Origin of the sequence: Mycolicibacterium mageritense (genome assembly GCF_010727475.1) — a bacterium.
Classification (GTDB): domain Bacteria; phylum Actinomycetota; class Actinomycetes; order Mycobacteriales; family Mycobacteriaceae; genus Mycobacterium; species Mycobacterium mageritense.
Genome location: NZ_AP022567.1, coordinates 7,965,047 through 7,986,722 on the forward strand (window position 1 = coordinate 7,965,047; position 21,676 = coordinate 7,986,722).

Sequence of the window (21,676 nt, forward strand, 5' to 3'; positions counted from 1 at the left end):
GTGGCGGTGGCCGGTCTTCTGGTGCTCGGCGCGGCGGTCGCCTCATCGGCCACCGCCGCCGCCGACCCGGAACCGGTCGCTCCGGCCGACCCCGCACTCCCCGCTCCGCCACCGCCGCAAGGCCCCGTGGTGCCCGGCATCGGTGCGCCGTTGGGCCCCAACGGACTTTCGCTCCTGGAACAGACCGGCACGCCCACCAACGGACCCCTCGGTCTGCCCCAGGGCGTCGATCTCAACCCGAACAATCTGCTCGCGCAGAATGCGACACCCGGCGGCCCTCCGGGCACGCCGCCGAGCATGCGGGCATTCAACAACGGGTACCTGGTCGAGCAGAACGAGGTGCCCTCGGCACCCGGTCAGGGCACAGTGGTCGGAGTGGCTCCGGGACAAGAGAATTCCGACATCTCGGGCCTCGATTTCCTCAGGCAGATCCATCGGCTCCACGAAAACGGGAACCTCAAGGGGTCACTGCTCGGGCAGATGCCCCAGCAGCAACTCGGTGAGCCACTGCCGGGCACGGCGCCGCCACCGGGCACCAATGTCCCGCCCGGTCTGGTCCAGAACCTCCCGCCGGCCCCGGACCCGGCCGCTCCCCCGCTCGATCCCGCTACACCTCCGGCGCCCTGACGACCGGGAACGGCTACCGGCCCTCCTGCACCCAGGCATAAACTCGTAGGTGACGGCCGGGGCCGCCGGCGGGCATGCGCCGGCACAAGATCCGGCCACTGGGAGGGTCTTGTGCCTGCTACCTCGATACGGCCGAAACTCGTTTTGGGCGTGCTACTTTCGGCAGCGCTCGCAGGCTTTCTCGGCACCGTGCCACCGGCTGCAGCCGATCCGACCTCAGAATCGGCTGACGCCGTCATGGCTCACCTGACCGATCAGGGCTACGACGTACAGATCAACTGGGTCGGCGGCAAGAGTTCGATGCCACTGACGGAGTGCCGGGTCACCGGGATACACAACCCGGATCGCTCGGCACCGCCGGCCGACAGATCGTCGACGACGGTCTATGTCGACGTCTCGTGCCCCAACGAGCCCGACGATTCGGGCGTCATCTTCGGTCCGTTCGGCATCTTCGGCTGACCGCCCAGACCCCGGCGTCAGAAGGCCCCTGCGGCGGGAACCGTCGTCGTCGCATACGGATTCGACATCGTGGTGGTGGGTGGCGCCGACGTCGTCGCCGGTGGTTCTGCCGGCTCCGGTGGCGGCGCCGTCGAAACCACCACCTCACTGGTGGTGACGGGGACGGTTCGCGGCGTGCCGGCCGACGTCGATGGCGTGGAATGCGCACGAGGCGGCGACGTGGTCGCCGAGACTGTCGTCGTGGCGTCCCCGGTCGTCGGCGGCAGCGTGGAGTGGCGCGAGGTCAGGACGACCGCGAGGACCAACACCCCGATCGCGGCCACGCCGCCGATACCTGCGACGGCCGCCGCAAGCGGTCGCTCATGCCACGGAGCCTTTTCTTCAGGACTGCTATCCAGCACTTGACCTGGTCTTCTGGTTTGCGGAGCCGAGCGGAGACCCGATCAGCGACAACGTAATCAAGCAGATCACCCCGCCGAGTACGGCGAAGTCGGCGACGTTGAACACTGGCCCCCAGCCGATGGCGAGGAAATCCACCACCTGCCCGCGCAGCGGACCCGGTGACCGGAACACTCGATCGACCAGGTTACCGGTGGCGCCCCCGAGCACCATGCCGAGCCCCAGCGCCCACCCCGCCGAACGCACACGCCAACCGAGCGCGCCGACTGCCACCACCGTGATCAGGACTGCCACACTCAGCAGGACGGCGTTGCCCGCGGCAATGGACAGCGCTGCGCCTGCGTTTCGGGTCAGCACGCACACCAGCCGGTCGCCGACCAACGAGACCGCGTGACCGGGCTCGAGTAGGCCGACCGCCAGTGATTTGGTTCCCACGTCGACCAGCAGAACCGCCGCGCCGACCACGAACAGAAGCCTCCGGCGCGTGGGCGCTGCCCCGATAATCGCCGCGGCGGCAGGCATGCTCGTCATGTCGGCCGTCACCGGCCCATTATCCGCCGGAACGTCACGACCAGCCACTTCACCGACGCATCCGGCGGGTGAACACTGAGGCCGCCACGCGTGCCGCGCGATCGATGGCACAGTCGAAGGGGTGACACCGCCCAACAACGACTACTGGAATCACAACACCGCCTACCATCCGTGGCTGACGAGGATCGCCGCCGGCCACCGCGGCGATGTCCTCGACGTCGGCTGTGGGGACGGCCTGCTGTCCCAGCGGCTGGCGCCCGTGTCGCGATCGGTGACCGCGATCGACCCGGAATCGAATGCGCTGCAACGTGCTTGGCTGCGCCTGGCCGACTACCCGAATGTCACGGTGACCCAGACGAGTTTCGAAGACTTCGACCCCGGAGAACGGCGGTACGACCTGATCACCATGGTTGCGAGCCTGCACCACATGGATCTCCGGTCCGGCCTCACCAAGGCACGCGGCTTGCTGACGCCGCAGGGCGAGATCGCCGTGGTGGGGCTGTCCGCGAACCGGGCACTGCGCGATTGGCTCTGGTCTGGACTCTGCCTTCCCGCGGTGCGGATCGGTTCGCGGCTGCACGGCGAAACCAGAGACGTCGGGGTGGCCGTCGCCAGGCCGACCGAAACCCTGGACGAGATTCGCCAGGTCGCGGACGAGGTCCTGCCCGGCGCTTCGATCCGCCGCGGGCTGTACTACCGCTATCTGCTGCGGTGGCCGGTCCCGCACAAGGACTAGGCTCAGCGCGTGTCCGAACTCGTCCTCACGCAGATCGACAACAACGTCGCACTCATCACTGTGAACGATCCCGACCGCCGCAACGCGGTCACCTTCGAGATGTCGGCGGGATTGTGTGCCGCGATCGAGTCGGTCGAGGCCAACCCCGACGTGCACGCGGTGATCGTGACCGGCGCGGGCAAGGCGTTCTGCGCAGGCGCGGATCTCACCGCGCTGGGCGCAGCGACCGAGGACGGGCTGCGCAAGATCTATGACGGTTTCCTGGCCGTCGCGCACTGTTCGCTGCCGACCATCGCCGCAGTCAACGGCGCGGCCGTCGGCGCGGGCCTGAATCTCGCGCTGGCCGCCGATGTCCGCATCGCCGGGCCTGCGGCCCTGTTCGATCCGCGATTCCAGAAACTCGGCATCCATCCCGGTGGCGGTGCCACGTGGATGCTGCAACGCGCCGTCGGCCCGCAGGTGGCCCGGGCGGCGCTGCTGTTCGGAATGCGGTTCGACGCCGAAGCCGCGGTGCGCCACGGCCTGGCACTGTCGATCGCGGGTGATCCGGTCGGCGCTGCCCGCGAACTCGCCGCGGGTCCGGCCGCAGCGCCCCGCGAGGTCGTCATCGCCACGAAGGCGTCGATGCGCGCCACCGCGAACCCCGGTGTGATCGACTCCGACCAACACCGGATCGCCGTCGACACCGAGCTGGGCCCGCAGGCTGCGTCGATCGAATCCCCGGAATTTGCACAGCGGTTGGCCGCGGCGAAGCGCAAGTAGCGCTACATCTCCAGCAGCGCCAACTCCGGCGCCTCGATCAGTCCGCGTAGCTCGCACAGGAATTCGGCTGCCTGCGCGCCATCGGCGATCCGGTGGTCGAACGCACACGTCAGCGACATCGTCGGGCGGGCCACCACGACGCCGTCGACCACCACGGGACGTTCCTTCAAGGATCCCATGCCGAGAATGGCAGCCTCGGGAAAGTTGATCACCGGTACGCCGTCATCGAGCCCGAGCGCACCGAAGTTCGACACCGTGAACGTCGAACCGGTCAGCTCGGCGGGCGTGAGGGTGCCGGCCCGGGCTCCTTCGGCCAACCGGTTCACCACCTCGGCCAGCTGCCGGGTGCTCAGACTGTGCGCGTCGCGCACCACGGGGACGAGCAAGCCGCGCGCCGTCGCCACCCCGAAGCCGAGGTGTATGTCGGGGTGTTGGTGAACCTGCGCACCACCGCTGGTTTCCACCCACGTCGAGTTCAGGATCAGGTGCCTGCGCAGCGCGACGACCACCAACCGCAGCGTCAGGATGAACGGCGTGACCGGCAGCTCGGGGTCGGTCGCGCGGATCCGGTCCCGCAGCCGCACCAGGGCTGAGCAGTCCACGTCGACACGGGCATGCGCATCGGGAATCTCGCGACGTGACAACGTCATCCGCCGCGCCATCTCGGCCTGGACACCGCGCACGTCGAGCAGCTCGGAGCTGCCCGCGGCAGCGAGCACGTCGTCGCGGGTGATGATGCCGTCGGGTCCGGATCCCGGGGACAGCGTGCTGAGATCGACGTGAAGTTCGGCGGCCAGCTTGCGCACCGGCGGTTTGGCCCTGGGCCGGCCCGCCGGCGGCGGAGCTTCCGACGGCGTCGCGGGAGCGCGTCTGCTGGTGTCCATGGTGTCGTCGGCGCCGTAGCCGACGAGGACCGGCTTGCGAGCGGCACCTGTCCCGTTGACCGCCGGCGTGGCCTCCGTCGTCGCGATGCGCACGAGCAGCGACCCGACGTTGAGCGTTTCGCCCGGCGCACCGCCGAGTTCGAGCACCTGCCCGGCGTAGGGGCTGGGGATCTCGACCTCGGCCTTGTTGGTCTCCACGGTGCACAGTGTCTGGTTCAACTCGACGGTGTCACCGACTGCGACGTTCCAACTGGTGATGGTCGCGTCCTGGAGCCCCTCCCCGAGGTCGGGCACCAGGAATTCCCGATTCACGGCTGCTCCATTGCGCGCTCGACGCAGTCCAGCAGCCGGTCGACACCCGGTAGCCACACCTTTTCCAGGCGGGCCGGCGGGTAAGGCGTGTCAAACCCGGTGGCGCGCATCACCGGAGCCTCCAGGTCGTAGAACAGCTCCTCGGAGATCCGGGCGGCCAGTTCGGCGCCGAACCCCAATGTGCGCGGGCCCTCGTGCATCACCACGACGCGCCCGGTGCGGCGCACCGAGGCCGCGACGGTGTCGAAATCGAGTGGGTTGAGCGTGCGCAGGTCGATCACCTCGAGGCTCCAGCCGCGGGCCGCCGCGGACTCGGCCGCGTTCAGCGCGGTGGCGACCAAACCGCCGTAGGTGATCACCGTGACGTCAGTACCGTTGCGGCGCACCGCAGCCCGGCCTATGGGCAGGCCGGGAGTGCTCGTGTCGACGGGCTCACGCGCCCAGTACCGCCGTTTCGGTTCGAGGAAGATCACCGGGTCGAGGCTCGAGATCGACTGCCGCAAAAGCCAGTACGCGTCGGAGGGCGTGGACGGCACCACCACTTTGAGCCCGGCTGTGTGCAGCCAGTAGGTTTCGGTGGACTCCGAGTGATGTTCCACCGCACCGATGCCGCCGAACGACGGGATGCGCACCGTCACGGGCATGGCGATGTCACCGTGGGTCCGCATGCGGTATTTCGCCAGATGGCTTGCGATCTGGTCGAAGGCCGGGTAGCTGAATCCGTCGAACTGGATCTCGGGCACCGGCCGAAAGCCCCGGATCGCCATCCCGATCGCAATCCCGATGATCGCCGACTCGGCCAGCGGGGTATCGAAACACCGGTCCCCGCCGAAGGTTTCGGAGAGCCCCTCGGTGACCCGGAAGACCCCGCCCAGCGTGGCGACGTCCTCACCGAACACCAGCACGCTCTCGTCTGCGGCCATGGCGTCGTGCAACGCCTGATTGATCGCCTGCACCATAGTCAGCTCGGCGGTCTTTCGCACCGACGTCAGGATCGGTTCCCACGGCTCCGGCGAATCACCTTGAGCGGCAGGCCGGTCGATGATCTGAGTCATGTGGGGTCACGCCTCCTTCGCCAACTCTGCCAACAGCTGATCCCGTTGCCGGGCCAGATCAGGAGTGATCTCGGCATACACGATTTCGAACATCTCGGCGGGGTCGAAGTCCGGGGCACCCGCCACCGCGTCCCGCAGTTCGGCACACAACCGCTTCGACCGGGCGCTGACGCGCTCTTCGAGGCGTTCGGTCCACACACCCACGTTCTGGAGGTACGTCCGGTAGCGCGCGATCGGATCGCGAGCCAGCCACGCGTTGACAGCGTCCGCAGACCGGTACCGCGTGGGGTCGTCGGACGTGGTGTGCGGACCCATCCGGTAGGTGATCGCTTCGATCAGCGTCGGGCCGCCGCCGCGGCGGGCCCGTTCGGCGGCCTCGGCCATCACCGTGAAACACGCGAGGACGTCGTTGCCGTCGACCCTGAGACCGGGCATGCCGTAGCCGATGGCGCGGTGCGCGATCGACGGGCCGGCCTGCTGATGCTCAACCGGCACCGAGATCGCCCACTGGTTGTTCTGCACGAAGAACACGCACGGCGCCCGGAACACCGACGCGAGGTTCAGGGCCTCGTGCGCGTCGCCCTCGCTGGTCGCACCGTCGCCCATGAAGGCGACCGTCACGGAATCCTCACCGAGGCGCTGCGCGGCCATCGCGGCGCCGACCGCGTGTAGGCCGTGGGTACCGATGGGGATCGCGACCGGGGCGACGCAGTGGTCGGTGAACTGCAGGCCACCGTGCCATTTGCCGCGCCACAACGCACCGATCTGGGCCGGGGTGATGCCACGCAGCAGGAACGCGCCGATCTCGCGGTACTGCGGGAACAACCAGTCGGTCTTGCGCAGGCAGGCCGCCGCGCCGACCTGCGCGGCCTCCTGGCCGTGACATGACGCGAACAGCGCCAGTTCGCCCTGCCGTTGCAGGTTGACGAACTCGGAGTCCAGATCACGCGTGACGACCATCGACTCGTAGAGCCAGCCGAGTGTTTCTGGCGGCAGATCACGGCTGTAGCGCGTCTCGCTGGTGGGTGATCCGTCGGCCTCGACGAGTCGCACGGGATCAAGATCGACGCTCAGCGGCGCCGCAGATGGCTCAGCCATACCGCCTCCTGTTCGGTGACGGCATGTTCCGCCGTCGGTCCGTGAGGTGCTCAGCGCGGCGGCGATGGAGCAAAACCCCTGGTGAGGGGCCTCCGGCTAGCCGCAAGGGTGAGGCGCTAGCCGGACAATGCGCTCGGTACGTCGTAGCACTGGGGCATCACCGCCATTATGCGCCCGAATCGGATACGACCGCGTCCATCGGCGGTAACGGATCGGCTGCGTGTCGCGCGGTGGCCGGTCAGCCGGGCGGCGCGAGTGCGACGATGCGCTCAGCGCGTCGCAGCACCGGCGCGTCGACCATGAGCCCGTCGTACTGGAAGACGCCACGTTCTCGGGCCGACCGGTCCAGCACCGCTCGCGCCCACACGACCTGCTCATCGGTCGGGGCGTAGCCCGCCCGGATGACAGCCACCTGGGTCGGATGAATGGCGACCTTGGCGTCGAATCCGACGGCCACCGCATCGTCGGTCTCGGCCCGCAGCCCGTCGAGATCCTTGATGTCCAGGTACACCGAGTCGAGCGCGAATTTGCCGAACGCCTTGGCCGCCAGAAGGGCCTGTGAGCGGACATGCTGCGCGACGTCGCGGTAGCTGCCGTCGGGCCATCGATTGGCGGTGCCGCCGGTCACGGCGAACAGATCCTCGGCACCCCACATCACCGCGAACGCGTTGTCGGGCTGCACCAGCTGGACCACGTTGAGCGCGGCCAGCGGGGTCTCGACGAGAACCACCACATCCAGCGGCGCCAGCGCCCGCACCTGGTCGGGATGTTCGGACTTCGCCAACATCACCGTGGTGTAGTCGGTCGCCGCCACGGCCTTCAGGTCGAGCGCATGATCGGCGGTGCCGGTGGGATTGACCCGCACGACGGTGCGGGCCGGGTCGAGCCGCGTGGCGATCAAGGCTTGCCGTGCGGCTTCGCGGTCCTTGGCCGCGACACCGTCCTCGAGATCGAGGATCACCACGTCAGCCGCCGCGGCCGCCTTCTCGAACCGCTCGGGCCGATCCGCGGGGCAGAACAGCCAGCCGGGGCCGGTATTCGCGATCGCCACTACGCCTCCTCTGCCGGACGCATGCGCACCATGGTCTTGCGCGACGCTGTCGCGACGACGTCGCCGTGCTGGTTGCGCCCGGTGTGCGCGAACGTGACGATGCCTTCCCCCGGGCGGCTCTTGGATGCGCGCTTCTCGGTGATCTCCGTTTCGGCGTAGAGCGTGTCGCCGTGGAAAAGCGGCTTGGGAAAGGCGATCTCGGAGAAGCCGAGGTTGCCGACGATGGTGCCTTGGGTCAGCTGGGCCACCGAGAGGCCGACCAGCGTCGACAGCGTGAACATCGAGTTGACCAGGCGGGCGTTGAACGGCGGCAGCGCGTCGGAGAACGCCGCGTCGAGGTGCAGCGCCTGGGTGTTCATGGTCAGCGTGGTGAACAGCACGTTGTCGGCCTCGGTGATGGTGCGACCCGGCCGGTGCAAGTAGCGCACGCCGATCTCGAACTCCTCGAACCACAGCCCGCGCTGCTCGATCACCCGCTTGTCGCTCACAGACCGGCCTCCCGCGCGATCAGCATGAGCTGCACTTCGGTTGTGCCCTCGCCGATTTCCAGGATCTTGCTGTCGCGGTAGTGCCGCGCGACGGGGTACTCGTTCATGAAGCCGTAGCCGCCGAAGATCTGGGTGGCGTCGCGCGAGTTGTCCATCGCGGCCTCGCTCGACACCAGCTTGGCCACGGCCGCGGCTTTCTTGAAAGGCTTGCCGGACAACATGAGTGCCGCGGCGTCGTAGTAGGCGGCACGTGCGGTGTGCGCGCGCGCTTCCATCCTGGCGATCTTGAACGCGATCGCCTGGTAGGTGCCGATCTTGGCGCCGAACGCTTCCCGCTCCTTGGCGTAGCGCACGCATTCGTCCACACAGCCTTGCGCGACACCGACCGACAGCGCGGCGATCGCGATCCGGCCCTCGTCGAGGATGCGCAGGAAGTTGGCGTAGCCGCGGCCGCGCTCGCCGAGCAGGTTCTCGGCGGGCACGCGCACGTCGTCGAAGCTCAAGGGATGGGTGTCCGACGCGTTCCAGCCGACCTTGTTGTAGGCCGGCTCGGCCGTGAAGCCCTCGGTGGGCACCGGCACCAGGATCGACGAGATCTCTTTTTTGCCACCGGCCTGCTCGTCCGTGACCGCGGTGACCGTCACCAGTTTCGTGATGTCGGTGCCGGAGTTGGTGATGAACTGCTTGGAGCCGTTGATCACCCAGCTGTCGCCGTCGAGCTTCGCGGTGGTCTTGGTGGCCCCCGCGTCGCTGCCGCCACCGGCCTCGGTCAGGCCGAACGCGCCGAGTGCCTTACCGCTGGCCAGCAGTGGCAGCCACTCCTGCTTCTGCGCCTCGTTGCCGAACCGGTACACCGGCATCGCGCCCAGCGACACGCCGGCCTCCAGTGTGATGGCCACGCTCTGGTCGACCTTGCCGAGTTCTTCGAGCGCGAGGCACAGCGCGAAGTAGTCCCCACCCATGCCGCCGTACTCCTCGGGGAACGGCAGGCCGAACAGGCCCATGTCGGCCATGCCCGCGACGACCTCGTACGGAAACGAGTGTTCTTCGTCGTGTTTGGCGCTCACCGGCGCGACCACGCTCTGGGCGAAGTCGCGGACGGTCTTGGCCAATTGCTCGTAGTGGTCGGGCAGCGTTCCGGTCGACAAAAAGTCGCTCATGATTCGTTCTCCTGTGTGTGAGCGGTGATTCGGGCCAGCGGCTGACCCACCTTGACCTGGTCGCCGACGGCGACGAGAAGTTCGGCCACGCCGTCGACGGGTGCGGTGAGTGCGTGTTCCATCTTCATGGCCTCGACGGTCACGACGACGGTTCCCGCGGCGATCTCGCTGCCGTCGTCGACGCCAACGGCGACAACGGATCCCGGCATGGGGCTGACGAGCTCGGCGTCGCCGCTGTGCTCGTCGTCGGGACGCACGGGCGCTTCGCGGACCTCGTCCACGAACCACGTGCGGCCACCGCCGGAGAGCCAGACGCGGCCATCGGTGGTCGCGGTCAGATACTCGGTGCGCAGGCCGTCGAGTGTGACGGCGAACCGGTCCCCGGCGAAAGCGACGCTGACGGTGTGGGTTTCGCCGTGTTCGACGGTCGCGACCGCGTCACCCGGGCTGCCTGTGAGGTACACGTGATCGGTTCGGTCGCCTGCGGACAGCCGGAAGGTGGCGGGCGCCCGTTCCCCTGTCCGCCAGCCCGACGGCACCTCCCACACGCTGTTGCCGGCCGCCGACCAGTGCCGAATCCACTGGTATGCCGCCGCGGCGATCAGTTCCCGGTCTCCGGCCGGCGCCGCCGCGAATTCGGGGGCGCGGCGGTCCAGCAGACCGGTGTCGAGCCGGCCCGCCACGACGTCGGGGTCGGCGATGAGAAAGCGCAGGAACTCGATGTTGGTGGTGACACCCAGTACCGCGGTGTCCGCCAGCGCCCGGTCCAGCCGGTGCAGCGCCGCTGCCCGATCCCCCGCGTAGGCGATCACCTTCGACAGCATCGGGTCGTAGTCACTGCCGACGACCGTGCCCGCGGCGAGCCCGGAATCCACCCGCACCCCGGCGCCCACGGGCTCACCAAGGCCGAGCACCGGTCCGCCGGTGGGCAGGAACCCTGCGGCGGGATCTTCGGCGTACACGCGGGCCTCCACGGCGTGCCCGGACAACACGATGTCGTCCTGGCCGAGCGTCAGCTTTTCCCCCGCCGCGATGCGAATCTGCTGTTCCACCAGATCGATACCGGTGACCATCTCGGTCACCGGATGTTCCACCTGCAGCCGGGTGTTCATCTCCATGAAGAAGAACTCATCGGGTTGGTCGGCCGAGACGATGAACTCCACCGTGCCCGCGCCGGTGTAGTCGACACTACGCGCGGTGTCGCACGCGGCCGCACCGATCCGGGCCCGGGCCTCGGCGTCCAGCAGCGGCGATGGCGCCTCCTCGATCACCTTCTGGTGCCTGCGCTGCAGGCTGCATTCACGCTCACCCAGGTGGATCACGTTGCCGTGGGCGTCGGCGAGCACCTGAACCTCGATGTGGCGGGGCCGCAGCACGAACCGTTCCAGGAACAACGTGTCGTCGCCGAACGCGGCGCCGGCCTCGCGGCGCGCACTGACCAGCGCGGCAGGCAGTTCGCCGGCGTCGTGTACGACGCGCATACCCTTGCCGCCGCCCCCCGCGGACGGCTTGACCAGCACGGGGAATCCCACGTCGGGAGCCCCGGCGATCAGGTCGTCGTCGGTCAGGCCCGGGCGCGAAATCCCCGGTACGACAGGGACGCCGAATGCCGACACCGCGGCCTTGGCGGCGATCTTGTCGCCCATCGTGGCGATCGCGCCGGCAGGTGGCCCGATGAACACGATGCCCGCATCCTGTAGCGCTGCCGCGAATTCGGCATTCTCCGAAAGGAATCCGTACCCCGGATGCACGGCCTGGGCGCCCGTGCGGCGGGCCGCGGCCACGACGGCTGCGATGTCGAGATAGCTCTGCCGGGCGGCCGCCGGGCCGATGCACACCGCGACGTCGGCCTCGGTCACGTGCCTGGCCCCGGCATCGGCCTCGCTGAAGACCGCGACCGAGCGGATCCCCATGGCCCGCAGCGTGCGGATGACCCGCACGGCGATCTCACCGCGGTTGGCAACGAGGACTGTGTCGAACAATGAGTCTGTCATCATCACATCCGGAATACGCCATAGGAGACCGGCTCGAGCGGAGCCTGGCCTACAACCGAAAGAGCAAGTCCAAGAACAGTTCTGGTGTCAGCAGGGTCGATCACACCGTCGTCCCAGAGCCGTGCGGTCGAATAGTACGGGTTGCCCTGGTGCTCGTACTGAGCGCGGATCGGCGCCTTGAACTCCTCGACCTGCTCGTCGGTCATGTCGCCGCGCACGGTCGCCAGTACAGAAGCGGCCTGTTCCCCGCCCATCACCGAGATCCGCGCGTTGGGCCACATCCACAGGAACCGCGGAGAGTATGCCCGGCCGCACATCGAATAGTTGCCCGCGCCGTAGGAACCACCGATCACCACGGTCAGCTTGGGCACCCGTGCGCAGGCCACCGCCGTGACCATCTTGGCGCCGTGCTTGGCGATGCCGCCCGCCTCGTAGTCACGCCCCACCATGAAGCCCGAGATGTTCTGCAGGAACAGCAGCGGCGTCTTGCGCTTGTCGCACAGCTCTATGAAATGCGCACCCTTGAGCGCGGATTCACCGAACAGCACGCCGTTGTTGGCGATGATGCCGACCGGATGCCCGTGGATGCGCGCGAATCCGGTGACCAGCGTGGTGCCGTATTCGGCCTTGAACTCGGTGAAGTTCCCGCCGTCGACGATGCGGGTGATGACCTCGTGCACGTCGTAGGGCACCCGGGCGTCGACCGGCACCACGTCGTAGAGCTCGTCCTGATCGGCCACGGCGTCGACGGTCGGGGTGACCTGCCACGGCGGCGGGTCGGCGGGCCCGAGGGTCGCGACGATGTTGCGCACGATCCGCAGCGCGTCGCGGTCGTCGTGGGCGAGATGGTCTGTCACGCCGGAGGTCTTCGAGTGCAGATCCCCGCCACCAAGCTCCTCGGCGGTCACCACTTCCCCCGTCGCGGCCTTGACCAGCGGCGGGCCGCCCAAGAAGATCGTGCCCTGATTGCGCACGATCACGGCTTCGTCGCTCATCGCGGGCACGTATGCGCCACCTGCGGTACACGAACCCAGCACGGCGGCGATCTGCGCGATGCCTGCCGCGCTCATGGTCGCCTGGTTGTAGAAGATCCGGCCGAAGTGCTCGCGGTCCGGGAACACCTCGTCCTGCCGCGGCAGGAACGCGCCGCCGGAATCGACGAGATAGATGCACGGCAGGCGATTCTGCAGGGCGATCTCTTGCGCCCGCAGATGCTTCTTGACCGTGATCGGGTAGTACGTACCACCTTTGACCGTCGCGTCGTTGGCGACGATGAGGCATTCCCGGCCGGAGACGCGCCCGATGCCCGCGATCATGCCGGCACCCGGGCACTCGTCGTCGTACATGCCGTTGGCGGCCAGCGGCGCGATCTCCAAAAACGGACTGCCCGGATCGAGCAGGCCGTCGACGCGGTCCCGCGGCAACAGCTTGCCGCGGCTCACATGACGCTCCCTGGCCCGCTGCGAACCCCCGAGGGCCGCGGTGGCGAGTTTGGTGCGCAACTGCTCGACCAAGGCCAGATGCTCGTCACGGTGCGATGACAATGTCGGCTCCATTTGAGTTAATGACGACTAACTCGTGGTATGTTAGTCACCATTAACCGAGTTGTCTACCCTCCGGAGGCGCCATGTCCACCAGCGCCGTCACCCGTCGCAGCCAGGCCAAGTCCGACCGCCGCAGCCAGCTGATCGCCGCCGCCGAACGCCTCGTGGCCGAGCGGGGCTACCTCGCGGTGCGCCTGGAGGACATCGGCGCAGCCGTCGGCGTCAGCGGCCCCGCGATCTACCGGCACTTCCCCAACAAGGAAGCCCTGCTCGTCGAACTCCTCGTGGGCATCAGCACCCGGCTGCTGGCCGGCGCACGCGCCGTCGTCGAGCAGACCGACGACCCGGCCGAGGCGCTCGACGGCCTTGTCGATTTCCACCTGGACTTCGCGTTCGGCGAATCCGACCTGATCCGCATCCAGGACCGCGACCTGAGCCATCTGCCGGAGTCCGCGAAGCGACAGGTGCGCCGGTCCCAGCGGCAGTACGTCGAGATATGGGTGTCGGTGCTGACCCGGCTGCATCCGCAGCTGCCCGAGGACGACGCAAGGGTCATGGCGCACGCCACCTTCGGTCTGCTGAACTCGACCCCTCACAGCGTGAAACCGGCTGCCCCCAAAGCACAGTCACGTGCGGTGCTGCGCCGCATGACGTTGGCGGCGCTCACCGCGTCGCACGAGCCCGCGTGACGCACTGCGTCATCGATTCGATCAGGTGTGCGAACACCTCGTGCGCACCATCGAGCCCTCAGGGCTGCAACGACGGCACACTGAGCAGGCGCACAGGTACCCTGCAGCCATGAGGTGGGCATGACGGAATCACCACGCCGCGAAGGGTCCGAGCCGACTCAACCCCTTGGTGGCGGCTATCCCGTGGACTATCCGGATCCGGCGTACGCGAACCAGCCGTACAACCCGGCGTATCCGGCCGTGCCCAATGCCGGGCCCACCGCGGGAACCAATCCCACCCAGCAACTGCCGCCGTATGCCCCGTACGGGTACGACGCCAACACGAGCTCCCAGTACGGGGCGGGGTATCAACCCCCGGGCAGCCCGCCACCGCCGCCCGAGCCCGACGACGACGGCCCGCGCCCGTGGCTGTGGATATTGGCCGGAGTCGCGGTGCTCGTGGTGGTCGGCCTGGTCATCGCGCTCGTCATCGCCAACAGCTCCCGGCAGGAAACCGTGGTGGCCCCGCAGCCGGTGACCCCCGAACCCAGTCCGACGAGGACCACCACGGCCCCGCCGACCACGTCGCGCTCACCACGGCCGGTGCCGGTGCCCCCGTCAACGTCGCCGACCACGCCGACCACCCCCGGCGCCACCGAGACTGTCACCTACGAGGTGGCCGGTGACGGGCGCGCGATCAACATCACCTACGTCGACAGCGGCAACATGCTGCAGACCGAGTTCAACGTCATCCTGCCGTGGAGCAAGCAGGTCGAACTGCCCGAGCCGGCCACCCAGACCGCGAGCGTCAGCGTCATCAACTTCGGTCCCGAGGTCACCTGCACCGTGTCGGTCAACGGCGTCGAGACGCAGCACCAGACCGGTACGGGGTTGACGGTCTGTGTGGGCGAAGGCGGACCGCCGCGTTAGTCGCGCACCAGGTGCGGCACACGCACCGCGAGCATCCCGGCCAGCCCCAGCGCGAGCACGACGCACAATCCGCCCATGCCGGCGCGGTCGGTGCCGAACAGGTCGATGAACGTGAAGAACAGCCACGGCGCGAGGAATGAGGCCGCGCGGCCGACGGTCGTGTAGAGCCCGAACGCCACACCCTCTTTGCCGTCGGCGGTGATCCGCAGCATGAGCGTGCGGGCCGAGGACAGCGTCGGCCCGATGAACAGGCACAGCAGCAGACCACACACCCAGAACGCCACCGGGCCCGACAGTGTCAGCAGCGTCATGCCGACGATGATCAGGCAGACCAGCGATCCGACGATGACGGGTTTGGAACCCACCCGGTCGTCGAGCAGGCCCCCGCTGACGGCGCCGAGCGCGGCGATCACACAAGCGCTCATCCCGAACAGCAACACATCGGCCTCGGAGATGCCGTACACGTTGACGCCCAGCACCGCGCCGAACGCGAACACGCCGGCCAGCCCATCGCGGAACACCGCGCTTGCCAACAGGTAGTACACGACGTTGCGGTCGCGTTGCCATTCGCCGCGGATCTCGGCCCACAGCCTGCGATAGGCGCCGATGAGGCCGACCCGATCGGCCGGGCCGACGGCAGGCACCCGCGGAACCACCACGAACACCGGCAGCGCGAACAACAGGAACCAGACGGCGGTGAGCAGCATCACGGCGCGCACGTTCTGCCCGTCTTCGGCCGGGATCCCCAGTAGCCCGCGGCTGTCCCCGTCGCCCGCGATGAAACCGACGTAGGCCAGCATCAGCAGCACCACACTGCCCGCATAGCCCAACGCCAGGCCGAGCCCCGAAATCCGCCCAGACGTGTCCGGCGTGGACAACTGCCGCAGCATCGCGTTGTACGGGACCGTGGCCAGCTCGTTACAGGCCGCGGTGCACGCCAAAAGCACCAGTCCCGGCAACAGATAGCGGTAGTCGTCGCGGATCAGGGTCATGGCCGACGTCAGCACCACCGCCGCACCGGTCATCACGGCCAGCACCCGCCGCCTGCGCTGCGGTGCGTCGACCCAGATTCCGGTGACCGGCGCCAGCAGGGCCACCGCGAGACCCGCGACGGTCATGGCCCGGCCCAGCCAACTGGCGGGCGTGGTGTCGCCGGGGAGGTCCGATCCGACACTCCCGGTCAGGTACACCGAGAACACAAAAGTCACGACGATTGCGTTCAGGCCGGTAGCGCCGCAGTCCCACAAAGCCCAAGCAAGCACCCGTGCACGCCCGGGGTTGGTCATGACCGACACCCTATGGCTTCTACGATTGCGACCATGCCAGTACCCGCACCCAGTCCGGACGCCCGTGCCGTCGTCACCGGCGCCTCGCAGAACATCGGCGAGGCGTTGGCCACCGAACTCGCCGCCCGCGGCCACCACCTGATCATCACCGCGCGGCGCGAGGATGTGCTGACCTCATTGGCGCAGCGGCTGACCGAACGCTACGGCGTGACCGTGGAAGTGCGGGCCGTCGACCTCGCCGACCCGGCCGCAAGGGGTGTGCTGTGCGACGAACTCGCCCAGCGCGAGATCTCGATCCTGTGCGCCAATGCGGGCACCGCAACCTTCGGGCCGATCGTCTCTCTGGATCCCGAAGGCGAGAAGGCCCAGGTGCAGCTCAATGTCCTTGGCGTACATGACCTTGTCCTCGCGGTGTTACCAGGCATGGTGAAGCGTCAAGCCGGCGGCATCCTGATCTCCGGCTCGGCGGCGGGCAACTCACCGATCCCCAACAACGCCACCTACGCGGCGTCGAAGGCGTTCGCCAACACCTTCAGCGAGTCGCTGCGCGGTGAGGTCAAGAGCGCGGGCGTGCACGTCACCGTGCTGGCGCCGGGCCCCGTGCGCACCGAGCTGCCCGACCCGTCCGAACAGTCGCTGGTCGAGCGGCTGATCCCCGACTTCCTGTGGATCTCGACCGAATACACCGCGAAGCTGTCGCTGGATGGCTTGGAACACAACAAGATGCGCGTGGTGCCCGGGGTGACGTCCAAGGCCATGTCGGTCGCCAGCGGCTACGCGCCACGGGCCATCGTGACGCCGATCGTCGGCGCGGTCTACAAGAAGCTCGGCGGCGACTAGCTTTCTCTGCCTCTACCCCGCGGAACTGCATTCCCGGTCGTTAACGACGACAGTTAACGACCGGGAATGCAGTTCCGGCGAAGCTCAGCGACGGCGCCGGCCGGTGCCGAAGATGCTGCGCGTGATCTCGCGGCCGATGACAGTGCCCGCCGAGCGCATCGCGCTCTTGAACGCCGGGCTGGCCGCCATCTTCTCGAAGAAGCCGGGCTCCTCCGGCTGGGCCGGCGCCGGCATGGTCGGCACTTCGGCCGACGCCTCGACACCGCCGAAGCCGCCCGCGTCGCCGCCCGCTGCCTCTGCCGGCGGCGGGGCCAGCTTGGCGGCCAAGCGTTCGTAGGCCGAATCCCGGTCGACCGTCTGGCCGTACGTGGCCTGCAACGGGCTGGCCTGCGCGGCTGCTTTGATGGCGTCGTCGCCGATCGCTCCCATGAGCGATCGCGGTGCCCGCATCCGGGTCCACGCCACCGGTGTCGGGGCACCGTGCTCCGAGAGCACCGTCACGACGGCCTCACCGATTCCCAGTGACGTCAGCGCCTTCTCCAGGTCGTACACATCGGTCTTCGGGTAGGTGCGCACCGTCTTGGACAGTGCCTTCTGATCGTCAGGTGTGAAGGCGCGCAACGCATGCTGGATGCGCGCACCGAGCTGGGACAGCACGTCGTTGGGGACGTCGGTGGGTAGCTGGGTGCAGAAGAACACCCCGACGCCCTTCGAGCGGATCAGCTTGACCGTCTGCTCGACCTGCTCCAGGAACGCCTTCGACGCGTCGGCGAACAACAGGTGGGCCTCGTCGAAGAAGAACACCAGCTTGGGCTTGTCGATGTCCCCGACCTCGGGCAGTGTCGTGAACAGATCGGCGAGCACCCACATCAGGAACGTCGAGAACATCACCGGGCGTGCGGCCTGGGCGCCGAGCTCGAGCAGGCTGATGACGCCGCGGCCCTGGTCGTCGAGCCGCAGCAGATCCTTCGGTTCGAGCTCGGGCTCACCGAAGAAGGTGTCGGCGCCCTCGGCCTCCAGGTTCACCAGGGCGCGCAGGATGACGCCCGCTGTGGTGGCCGAAACGGCGCCGAGCGCTTTGAGTTCGGGCTTGCCCTCGTCGCTCGTGAGGAACTGGATGACCGAACGCAGATCCTTGATGTCGAGCAGCGGCAGACCCTTCTGGTCGGCCCAGTGGAAGATCAGCCCGAGAGTAGACTCCTGAGTTGCGTTGAGGCCCAGCACTTTCGACAACAGGATGGGGCCGAAGCTGGTGATCGTGGCACGCACGGGCACCCCGACGCCGCCGGTGCCAAGGGACAGGAACTCGACCGGGAACGCCGTCGGCGCCCAGCTGTCGCCGGTGTCCTTGGCGCGCTGTTCGGTCTTCTCGTTGGCCTCCCCCGGCTTGGACAAGCCCGACAGGTCGCCCTTCACGTCGGCCATCACGACGGGCACGCCGGCCGCCGACAACTGCTCTGCGAGCACCTGAAGCGATTTCGTCTTACCGGTTCCGGTGGCGCCGGCGATCAGCCCGTGCCGGTTGACCGTCGCGAGCGGAATGCGGACCTGCGCAGCGGGGTCGACGGCGCCGTCCACCACGACGGTGCCCAGTTCCAACGCCTGGCCCTCGACCGCGTAGCCGGCAGCGATCTGCTGCGCGGGGGTGGCTGTCGATTCGGTGGTCATGTCGCGGTCCCTCCCATGTGCGCGAACGAGCGAACGAACTCGGCATCTGACACTACTTGGCAACGGGTGGGTGTGGGCGGCTGGTTGACGCCGGTAGGCATACTGTGGATCCCTGTGCGAGACGAACTGGTATGGATCGACTGCGAGATGACCGGGCTTGATCTCAAGTCCGACCGGCTCATCGAGATCGCGGTACTGGTCACCGATGCCGATCTGAACATCCTCGGCGACGGCCTTGACGTGGTCATACACACCGATGACGCGGCATTGTCGTCGATGGTCGACGTCGTCACCCAGATGCACACCCGGTCGGGCCTGATCAACGAGGTGCGCGCGTCGACAGTCGACCTCGCCACGGCCGAGGAGATGGTGCTCGACTACATCCGCGGCCACGTCAAGCAGGCCAAGACAGCGCCGCTGGCAGGCAACTCGATCGCCACCGATCGCGGTTTCATCGCCCGCGACATGCCCAAGCTCGACGATTACCTGCACTACCGGATGATCGACGTCAGCTCGATCAAGGAGCTGTGCCGCCGCTGGTACCCGCGGATCTACTTCGGTCAGCCCGAGAAAGGACTCGCGCACCGCGCGCTGGCGGACATCCACGAGTCCATCCGCGAATTGAAGTACTACCGCGCCACGGCCTTCGTGGCCCCGCCCGGGCCTTCTACCAGCGAAATCGCGGCGATCGCCGGGGAACTTGGGCCGCCGACGGGCGACGCGTCGGATAACGATTCGGCTGTAGAGCGTCCGAGCGGTTAGTATCTACGACGCTGCGTGTGCCGAAAGGCTCGGCAGCGATGGTGGCTGTAGTTCAGTTGGTAGAGCACCAGGTTGTGATCCTGGCTGTCGCGGGTTCGAGTCCCGTCAGCCACCCCAACTGAGAACATCGCCCCACCCGCAGATCCGGCGGGTGGGGCGATGTTTGTTTTCGGGGCCGCGCTAAACACCCAAAGCGCTACGCACCGCGGACTGCACAGCGCGGCGCTGCACGACGATCTCGTCCAGAGTCTCGATCGCCGCACGGGTGCCTTCATTTTTCAAAAGCACTCGCCATTCTCCGAGCAGGTTCAGCGATAACGTCGCACGGTCGTTGAGTTCGCGCAGCACCGGTTCGGGCCAGGAGGCGTCGACCTGCTGCAACTGCTCGGCGGTCGGTTCGGCGACGCCAAGCCGACCGGCCAGGATCGCGGTGATCGGGCCGTCGACACGCTGCCAACGCAGATGGATGCCATGCAGTACCCGGTAATCGGCGAGCCGATGACGCCGCTCCGAGAGCGCCCAGAAGTACATGCACAGCCCAATGATTCCTGCCAGTACGCCCAGGATTACGTACAGGATCGCGGACTGGGCCGCCGGACCGTAAGACGTGTCGTCCATCAGGAAGTTGACGCGTTCAATTGCCACCCCGAAGCCGATGACCGCCAGCAGCATGCCGATGATTTCCATCGTTCGATGCTATTGCGCCCAAAGGTGCCCGATTGTCAGTTGTTGGGCGCAACCGGCCCTCACTGCAACCGTTGATCGGGCGGGCGGGCGAACGCGACCGCTAACAGCTTGCCCGTGTTGAATTCGGTGCACCGTCAGTAGACTGCCACGGGGAGATTGCCGTGCCCTGGGAATCCAAAGGCGCTCAAGGTAATCCCTTGCCCGTGCACTACGACGTCCAGCACATCCACGCCAATGTCTAACCTGCACACCGTTAAACACCAATTGCCCACACGAGGATGATGAGGTCTCGACACGTAATCACCACAGGCGCTGCCGCCGACGTCGCGACGCTGCGGTGGACCTGGGCACAAGAAAACAGCCCTGACGCCGCGCTCGAAAACCTTCCTGCGGAGTCATTCGTGGCCGACGTTACCTCGTGGATGCAGCAGCGGTCGGTGTGGACGGCGCACCGCGACGGCCGCGCAGCAGGCATGGTCTGCCTGACGCAACACCAACGGATGCCCAGCCCGGTCGCACGGTCCGGCGGGATCTGGGGATACCTGGGCCATCTCTACGTGTTGCCCGCGGCCCGCGGCCACGGCATCGGCCGGGCGCTCATCGAGACAGTGCTCGCCGAAGCCCGTCGGCAGGAGTACGCGAAGGTTGTCCTGTCCCCAACCGAGTTGTCGATTCCGCTCTACCGCCGATGCGGGTTCAGCGACGACCATTCGCTGATGTTGTGGCGGCCGTAGCCCACCGCCCGAATCGCGGCTGACGTCGTGTCGACGCGACGACGACCACGTCAGAGTGCATCAGGCCGCGAGCTGTTCGTGCGCGCACGACAGCACCGGGTTCGTGACGCACCGCGGCGGCGTCATGGCGCATGACCTCGAGATCAGCGCCACCCTGGGCGTTTGGATACCCTCGCCCGGCTATCTGGACTCAGCAGACGTTTTCTTGGTCCTGGGCGCCAGTTGCACGTATTCGGTTACCACGCTCGGGTTTTCGTGCGCCGTGGTGACCAGCGACACCACGGTGTTGGCCACATCCTGCAGGGCCGACATGCGTTCGGGCAGCTGCCCCTGCTCGACCCACGAATCGAAGAGCTGGGCGAGCAGATCCCGATCAGCGCCACGCAGGATCTCGGTGCCCTCGGTCGGGCCGATGCCCACCCGCAGGATCGACAGTTCCGGATGCTCGCTGCGCCACGAGTGCAGGATCTCGTCGAGGGCGGCCTTGCTGGCGCTGTAGGCGGCCACCCCGGCCCGCGGGCGGCCCACATCGTGACTCGACGCGATGAGCACCACGCCGTTGGCCGAGAGGTGCGGCAATGCGGCGCGCAGCACGTTGTTGGCGCCGAGCGTGTTGACGTTGAAGGCGTGCAGCCAGGTCGCGACGTCGGTGTCCGCGATATGCGCGAACGGGACTACCGTGCTGGTGAACACCACCGCGTCCAGTCCGCCGAGCGCATCCGCCGCCTCGGCCACGACTCGGTTGATCGCGCTCGCGTCCTCGACGTCGAGTTCGAACGCCGATCCGCCGATCGACTCGGCAAGTGCGGTCAGCAAGGCCAGCCGCCGGGCCGCCACCGCAACTTTGGCGCCCCGCGCGGCCGCACTGACCGCGACCGCGTGGCCGATGCCCGACGATGCCCCGACAACCAGGAGGCGCAACCCCGCGGCATCGGTACGTTCACCACTCATCTAATCGGCTCGCTTTCCGTGGCTCATGTTGCTTAGGTCAGCCTTTGTTG

General features: G+C 67.8%; 23 protein-coding genes and 1 tRNA gene. 10 read left to right on the forward strand and 14 right to left on the reverse strand.

Annotated features, from left to right (window positions below; translation table 11 throughout):
• Positions 1-6: 6 nt before the first annotated feature.
• Both G6N67_RS38465 and G6N67_RS38470 read left to right on the forward strand, forming a co-directional pair.
• Positions 7-627 carry a hypothetical protein gene (locus tag G6N67_RS38465; RefSeq protein WP_229479201.1) on the forward strand — a complete coding sequence of 207 codons (621 nt, stop codon included), beginning with the start codon at positions 7-9 and terminating at the stop codon, positions 625-627.
• Positions 628-777: 150 nt separating this feature from the next.
• Positions 778-1,086: a hypothetical protein gene (locus G6N67_RS38470; RefSeq protein WP_370466312.1), complete on the forward strand. Its 309-nt coding sequence runs from the start codon at positions 778-780 to the stop codon at positions 1,084-1,086.
• Between the two features lie 17 nt (positions 1,087-1,103).
• Here G6N67_RS38470 and G6N67_RS38475 read toward each other — a convergent pair whose 3' ends face one another.
• A complete protein-coding gene (locus G6N67_RS38475; RefSeq protein ID WP_131524871.1) occupies positions 1,104-1,487 on the reverse strand; it encodes a hypothetical protein in 384 nt (127 codons plus the stop codon).
• The gene (locus G6N67_RS38480; protein WP_081812863.1) at positions 1,477-2,028 is read right to left on the reverse strand and encodes a signal peptidase II; all 552 of its coding nucleotides are present in this window, start codon (positions 2,026-2,028) and stop codon (positions 1,477-1,479) included. Before G6N67_RS38480 ends, G6N67_RS38475 begins: the two co-directional genes overlap by 11 nt.
• Before the next feature lie 109 nt (positions 2,029-2,137).
• On the opposite strand from G6N67_RS38480, the gene G6N67_RS38485 reads away from it, so the two are divergent.
• Together G6N67_RS38485 and G6N67_RS38490 are read left to right on the forward strand one after the other, a co-directional pair.
• Positions 2,138-2,752: a class I SAM-dependent methyltransferase gene (locus G6N67_RS38485; protein WP_036442441.1), complete on the forward strand. Its 615-nt coding sequence runs from the start codon at positions 2,138-2,140 to the stop codon at positions 2,750-2,752.
• A 9-nt stretch (positions 2,753-2,761) separates the two neighbouring features.
• Entirely contained in the window at positions 2,762-3,514 is a 753-nt protein-coding gene (locus G6N67_RS38490) for an enoyl-CoA hydratase (protein WP_036442438.1), read from the forward strand.
• Between the two features lie 2 nt (positions 3,515-3,516).
• Here the strand turns inward: G6N67_RS38490 and G6N67_RS38495 are convergent, their stop codons facing one another.
• The 8 genes from G6N67_RS38495 to G6N67_RS38530 all read right to left on the reverse strand — a co-directional run bounded on the left by G6N67_RS38495 (position 3,517) and on the right by G6N67_RS38530 (position 13,112).
• Positions 3,517-4,710, reverse strand: a complete 1,194-nt coding sequence (locus G6N67_RS38495) for a dihydrolipoamide acetyltransferase family protein (protein WP_036442436.1) — start codon at positions 4,708-4,710, stop codon at positions 3,517-3,519.
• Positions 4,707-5,765, reverse strand: coding sequence for an alpha-ketoacid dehydrogenase subunit beta (locus G6N67_RS38500; RefSeq protein ID WP_036442434.1), 1,059 nt, complete (start codon positions 5,763-5,765; stop codon positions 4,707-4,709). Before G6N67_RS38500 ends, G6N67_RS38495 begins: the two co-directional genes overlap by 4 nt.
• 6 nt (positions 5,766-5,771) lie before the next feature.
• Positions 5,772-6,863 (reverse strand): pyruvate dehydrogenase (acetyl-transferring) E1 component subunit alpha, encoded by a 1,092-nt coding sequence (gene pdhA / locus G6N67_RS38505; RefSeq protein WP_036442431.1) that lies wholly within the window; start codon positions 6,861-6,863, stop codon positions 5,772-5,774.
• Between the two features lie 238 nt (positions 6,864-7,101).
• The gene (locus G6N67_RS38510) at positions 7,102-7,914 is read right to left on the reverse strand and encodes an HpcH/HpaI aldolase/citrate lyase family protein (RefSeq protein ID WP_036442429.1); all 813 of its coding nucleotides are present in this window, start codon (positions 7,912-7,914) and stop codon (positions 7,102-7,104) included.
• Positions 7,914-8,402, reverse strand: a complete 489-nt coding sequence (locus G6N67_RS38515) for a MaoC family dehydratase (RefSeq protein WP_036442427.1) — start codon at positions 8,400-8,402, stop codon at positions 7,914-7,916. The genes G6N67_RS38510 and G6N67_RS38515 overlap by 1 nt, the downstream gene beginning before the upstream one ends.
• Entirely contained in the window at positions 8,399-9,562 is a 1,164-nt protein-coding gene (locus tag G6N67_RS38520) for an acyl-CoA dehydrogenase family protein (RefSeq protein WP_036442425.1), read from the reverse strand. The genes G6N67_RS38515 and G6N67_RS38520 overlap by 4 nt, the downstream gene beginning before the upstream one ends.
• Complete coding sequence (locus tag G6N67_RS38525; RefSeq protein WP_036442422.1) at positions 9,559-11,556, reverse strand: acetyl-CoA carboxylase biotin carboxylase subunit; 1,998 nt, start codon at positions 11,554-11,556, stop codon at positions 9,559-9,561. The genes G6N67_RS38520 and G6N67_RS38525 overlap by 4 nt, the downstream gene beginning before the upstream one ends.
• 2 nt (positions 11,557-11,558) lie before the next feature.
• A complete protein-coding gene (locus G6N67_RS38530; RefSeq protein ID WP_036442419.1) occupies positions 11,559-13,112 on the reverse strand; it encodes a carboxyl transferase domain-containing protein in 1,554 nt (517 codons plus the stop codon).
• A 71-nt stretch (positions 13,113-13,183) separates the two neighbouring features.
• Between G6N67_RS38530 and G6N67_RS38535 the strand changes: the two genes are divergently transcribed.
• Positions 13,184-13,789 (forward strand): SACE_7040 family transcriptional regulator, encoded by a 606-nt coding sequence (locus G6N67_RS38535; protein ID WP_036442417.1) that lies wholly within the window; start codon positions 13,184-13,186, stop codon positions 13,787-13,789.
• Between the two features lie 120 nt (positions 13,790-13,909).
• Entirely contained in the window at positions 13,910-14,698 is a 789-nt protein-coding gene (locus G6N67_RS38540) for an MmpS family transport accessory protein (RefSeq protein WP_036443276.1), read from the forward strand.
• On the opposite strand, the gene G6N67_RS38545 is transcribed toward G6N67_RS38540, so the two are convergent.
• Positions 14,695-15,984 carry an MFS transporter gene (locus tag G6N67_RS38545; protein ID WP_036442415.1) on the reverse strand — a complete coding sequence of 430 codons (1,290 nt, stop codon included), beginning with the start codon at positions 15,982-15,984 and terminating at the stop codon, positions 14,695-14,697. The two genes, G6N67_RS38540 and G6N67_RS38545, sit on opposite strands and share 4 nt — an antisense overlap.
• A gap of 33 nt (positions 15,985-16,017) precedes the next feature.
• Here G6N67_RS38545 and cmrA point away from each other — a divergent pair, with 33 nt between their 5' ends.
• Positions 16,018-16,824, forward strand: a complete 807-nt coding sequence (gene cmrA, locus G6N67_RS38550) for a mycolate reductase (protein ID WP_036442413.1) — start codon at positions 16,018-16,020, stop codon at positions 16,822-16,824.
• Between the two features lie 84 nt (positions 16,825-16,908).
• Here cmrA and G6N67_RS38555 read toward each other — a convergent pair whose 3' ends face one another.
• Entirely contained in the window at positions 16,909-18,492 is a 1,584-nt protein-coding gene (locus G6N67_RS38555) for a helicase HerA-like domain-containing protein (protein WP_036442411.1), read from the reverse strand.
• A 114-nt stretch (positions 18,493-18,606) separates the two neighbouring features.
• Between G6N67_RS38555 and orn the strand changes: the two genes are divergently transcribed.
• A complete protein-coding gene (gene orn / locus G6N67_RS38560; protein ID WP_036443273.1) occupies positions 18,607-19,254 on the forward strand; it encodes an oligoribonuclease in 648 nt (215 codons plus the stop codon).
• Between the two features lie 41 nt (positions 19,255-19,295).
• Positions 19,296-19,371 (forward strand) — tRNA-His (locus tag G6N67_RS38565).
• A gap of 63 nt (positions 19,372-19,434) precedes the next feature.
• Here the strand turns inward: G6N67_RS38565 and G6N67_RS38570 are convergent.
• On the reverse strand, positions 19,435-19,941 hold the full coding sequence (locus G6N67_RS38570) for a hypothetical protein (RefSeq protein WP_036442409.1): 507 nt from the start codon (positions 19,939-19,941) through the stop codon (positions 19,435-19,437).
• 401 nt (positions 19,942-20,342) lie between these two features.
• Here G6N67_RS38570 and G6N67_RS38575 point away from each other — a divergent pair, with 401 nt between their 5' ends.
• Positions 20,343-20,675: a GNAT family N-acetyltransferase gene (locus tag G6N67_RS38575; protein ID WP_229479140.1), complete on the forward strand. Its 333-nt coding sequence runs from the start codon at positions 20,343-20,345 to the stop codon at positions 20,673-20,675.
• Positions 20,676-20,855: 180 nt separating this feature from the next.
• On the opposite strand, the gene G6N67_RS38580 is transcribed toward G6N67_RS38575, so the two are convergent.
• Entirely contained in the window at positions 20,856-21,626 is a 771-nt protein-coding gene (locus G6N67_RS38580; RefSeq protein WP_036442405.1) for an SDR family oxidoreductase, read from the reverse strand.
• Between the last annotated feature and the right edge of the window lie 50 nt (positions 21,627-21,676).

Excerpts from the sequence above, each read along its gene's own strand:
- G6N67_RS38500 (WP_036442434.1), bottom strand. The coding sequence starts at position 5,765 with ATGACTCAGATCATCGACCGGCCTGCCGCTCAAGGTGATTCGCCGGAG.
- pdhA (WP_036442431.1), bottom strand. The coding sequence starts at position 6,863 with ATGGCTGAGCCATCTGCGGCGCCGCTGAGCGTCGATCTTGATCCCGTG.
- G6N67_RS38520 (WP_036442425.1), bottom strand. The coding sequence starts at position 9,562 with ATGAGCGACTTTTTGTCGACCGGAACGCTGCCCGACCACTACGAGCAA.
- G6N67_RS38525 (WP_036442422.1), bottom strand. The coding sequence starts at position 11,556 with ATGACAGACTCATTGTTCGACACAGTCCTCGTTGCCAACCGCGGTGAG.
- G6N67_RS38530 (WP_036442419.1), bottom strand. The coding sequence starts at position 13,112 with ATGGAGCCGACATTGTCATCGCACCGTGACGAGCATCTGGCCTTGGTC.
- G6N67_RS38535 (WP_036442417.1), top strand. The coding sequence starts at position 13,184 with ATGTCCACCAGCGCCGTCACCCGTCGCAGCCAGGCCAAGTCCGACCGC.
- G6N67_RS38540 (WP_036443276.1), top strand. The coding sequence starts at position 13,910 with ATGACGGAATCACCACGCCGCGAAGGGTCCGAGCCGACTCAACCCCTT.
- G6N67_RS38545 (WP_036442415.1), bottom strand. The coding sequence starts at position 15,984 with ATGACCAACCCCGGGCGTGCACGGGTGCTTGCTTGGGCTTTGTGGGAC.
- cmrA (WP_036442413.1), top strand. The coding sequence starts at position 16,018 with ATGCCAGTACCCGCACCCAGTCCGGACGCCCGTGCCGTCGTCACCGGC.
- G6N67_RS38555 (WP_036442411.1), bottom strand. The coding sequence starts at position 18,492 with ATGACCACCGAATCGACAGCCACCCCCGCGCAGCAGATCGCTGCCGGC.
- G6N67_RS38570 (WP_036442409.1), bottom strand. The coding sequence starts at position 19,941 with ATGGAAATCATCGGCATGCTGCTGGCGGTCATCGGCTTCGGGGTGGCA.
- G6N67_RS38580 (WP_036442405.1), bottom strand. The coding sequence starts at position 21,626 with ATGAGTGGTGAACGTACCGATGCCGCGGGGTTGCGCCTCCTGGTTGTC.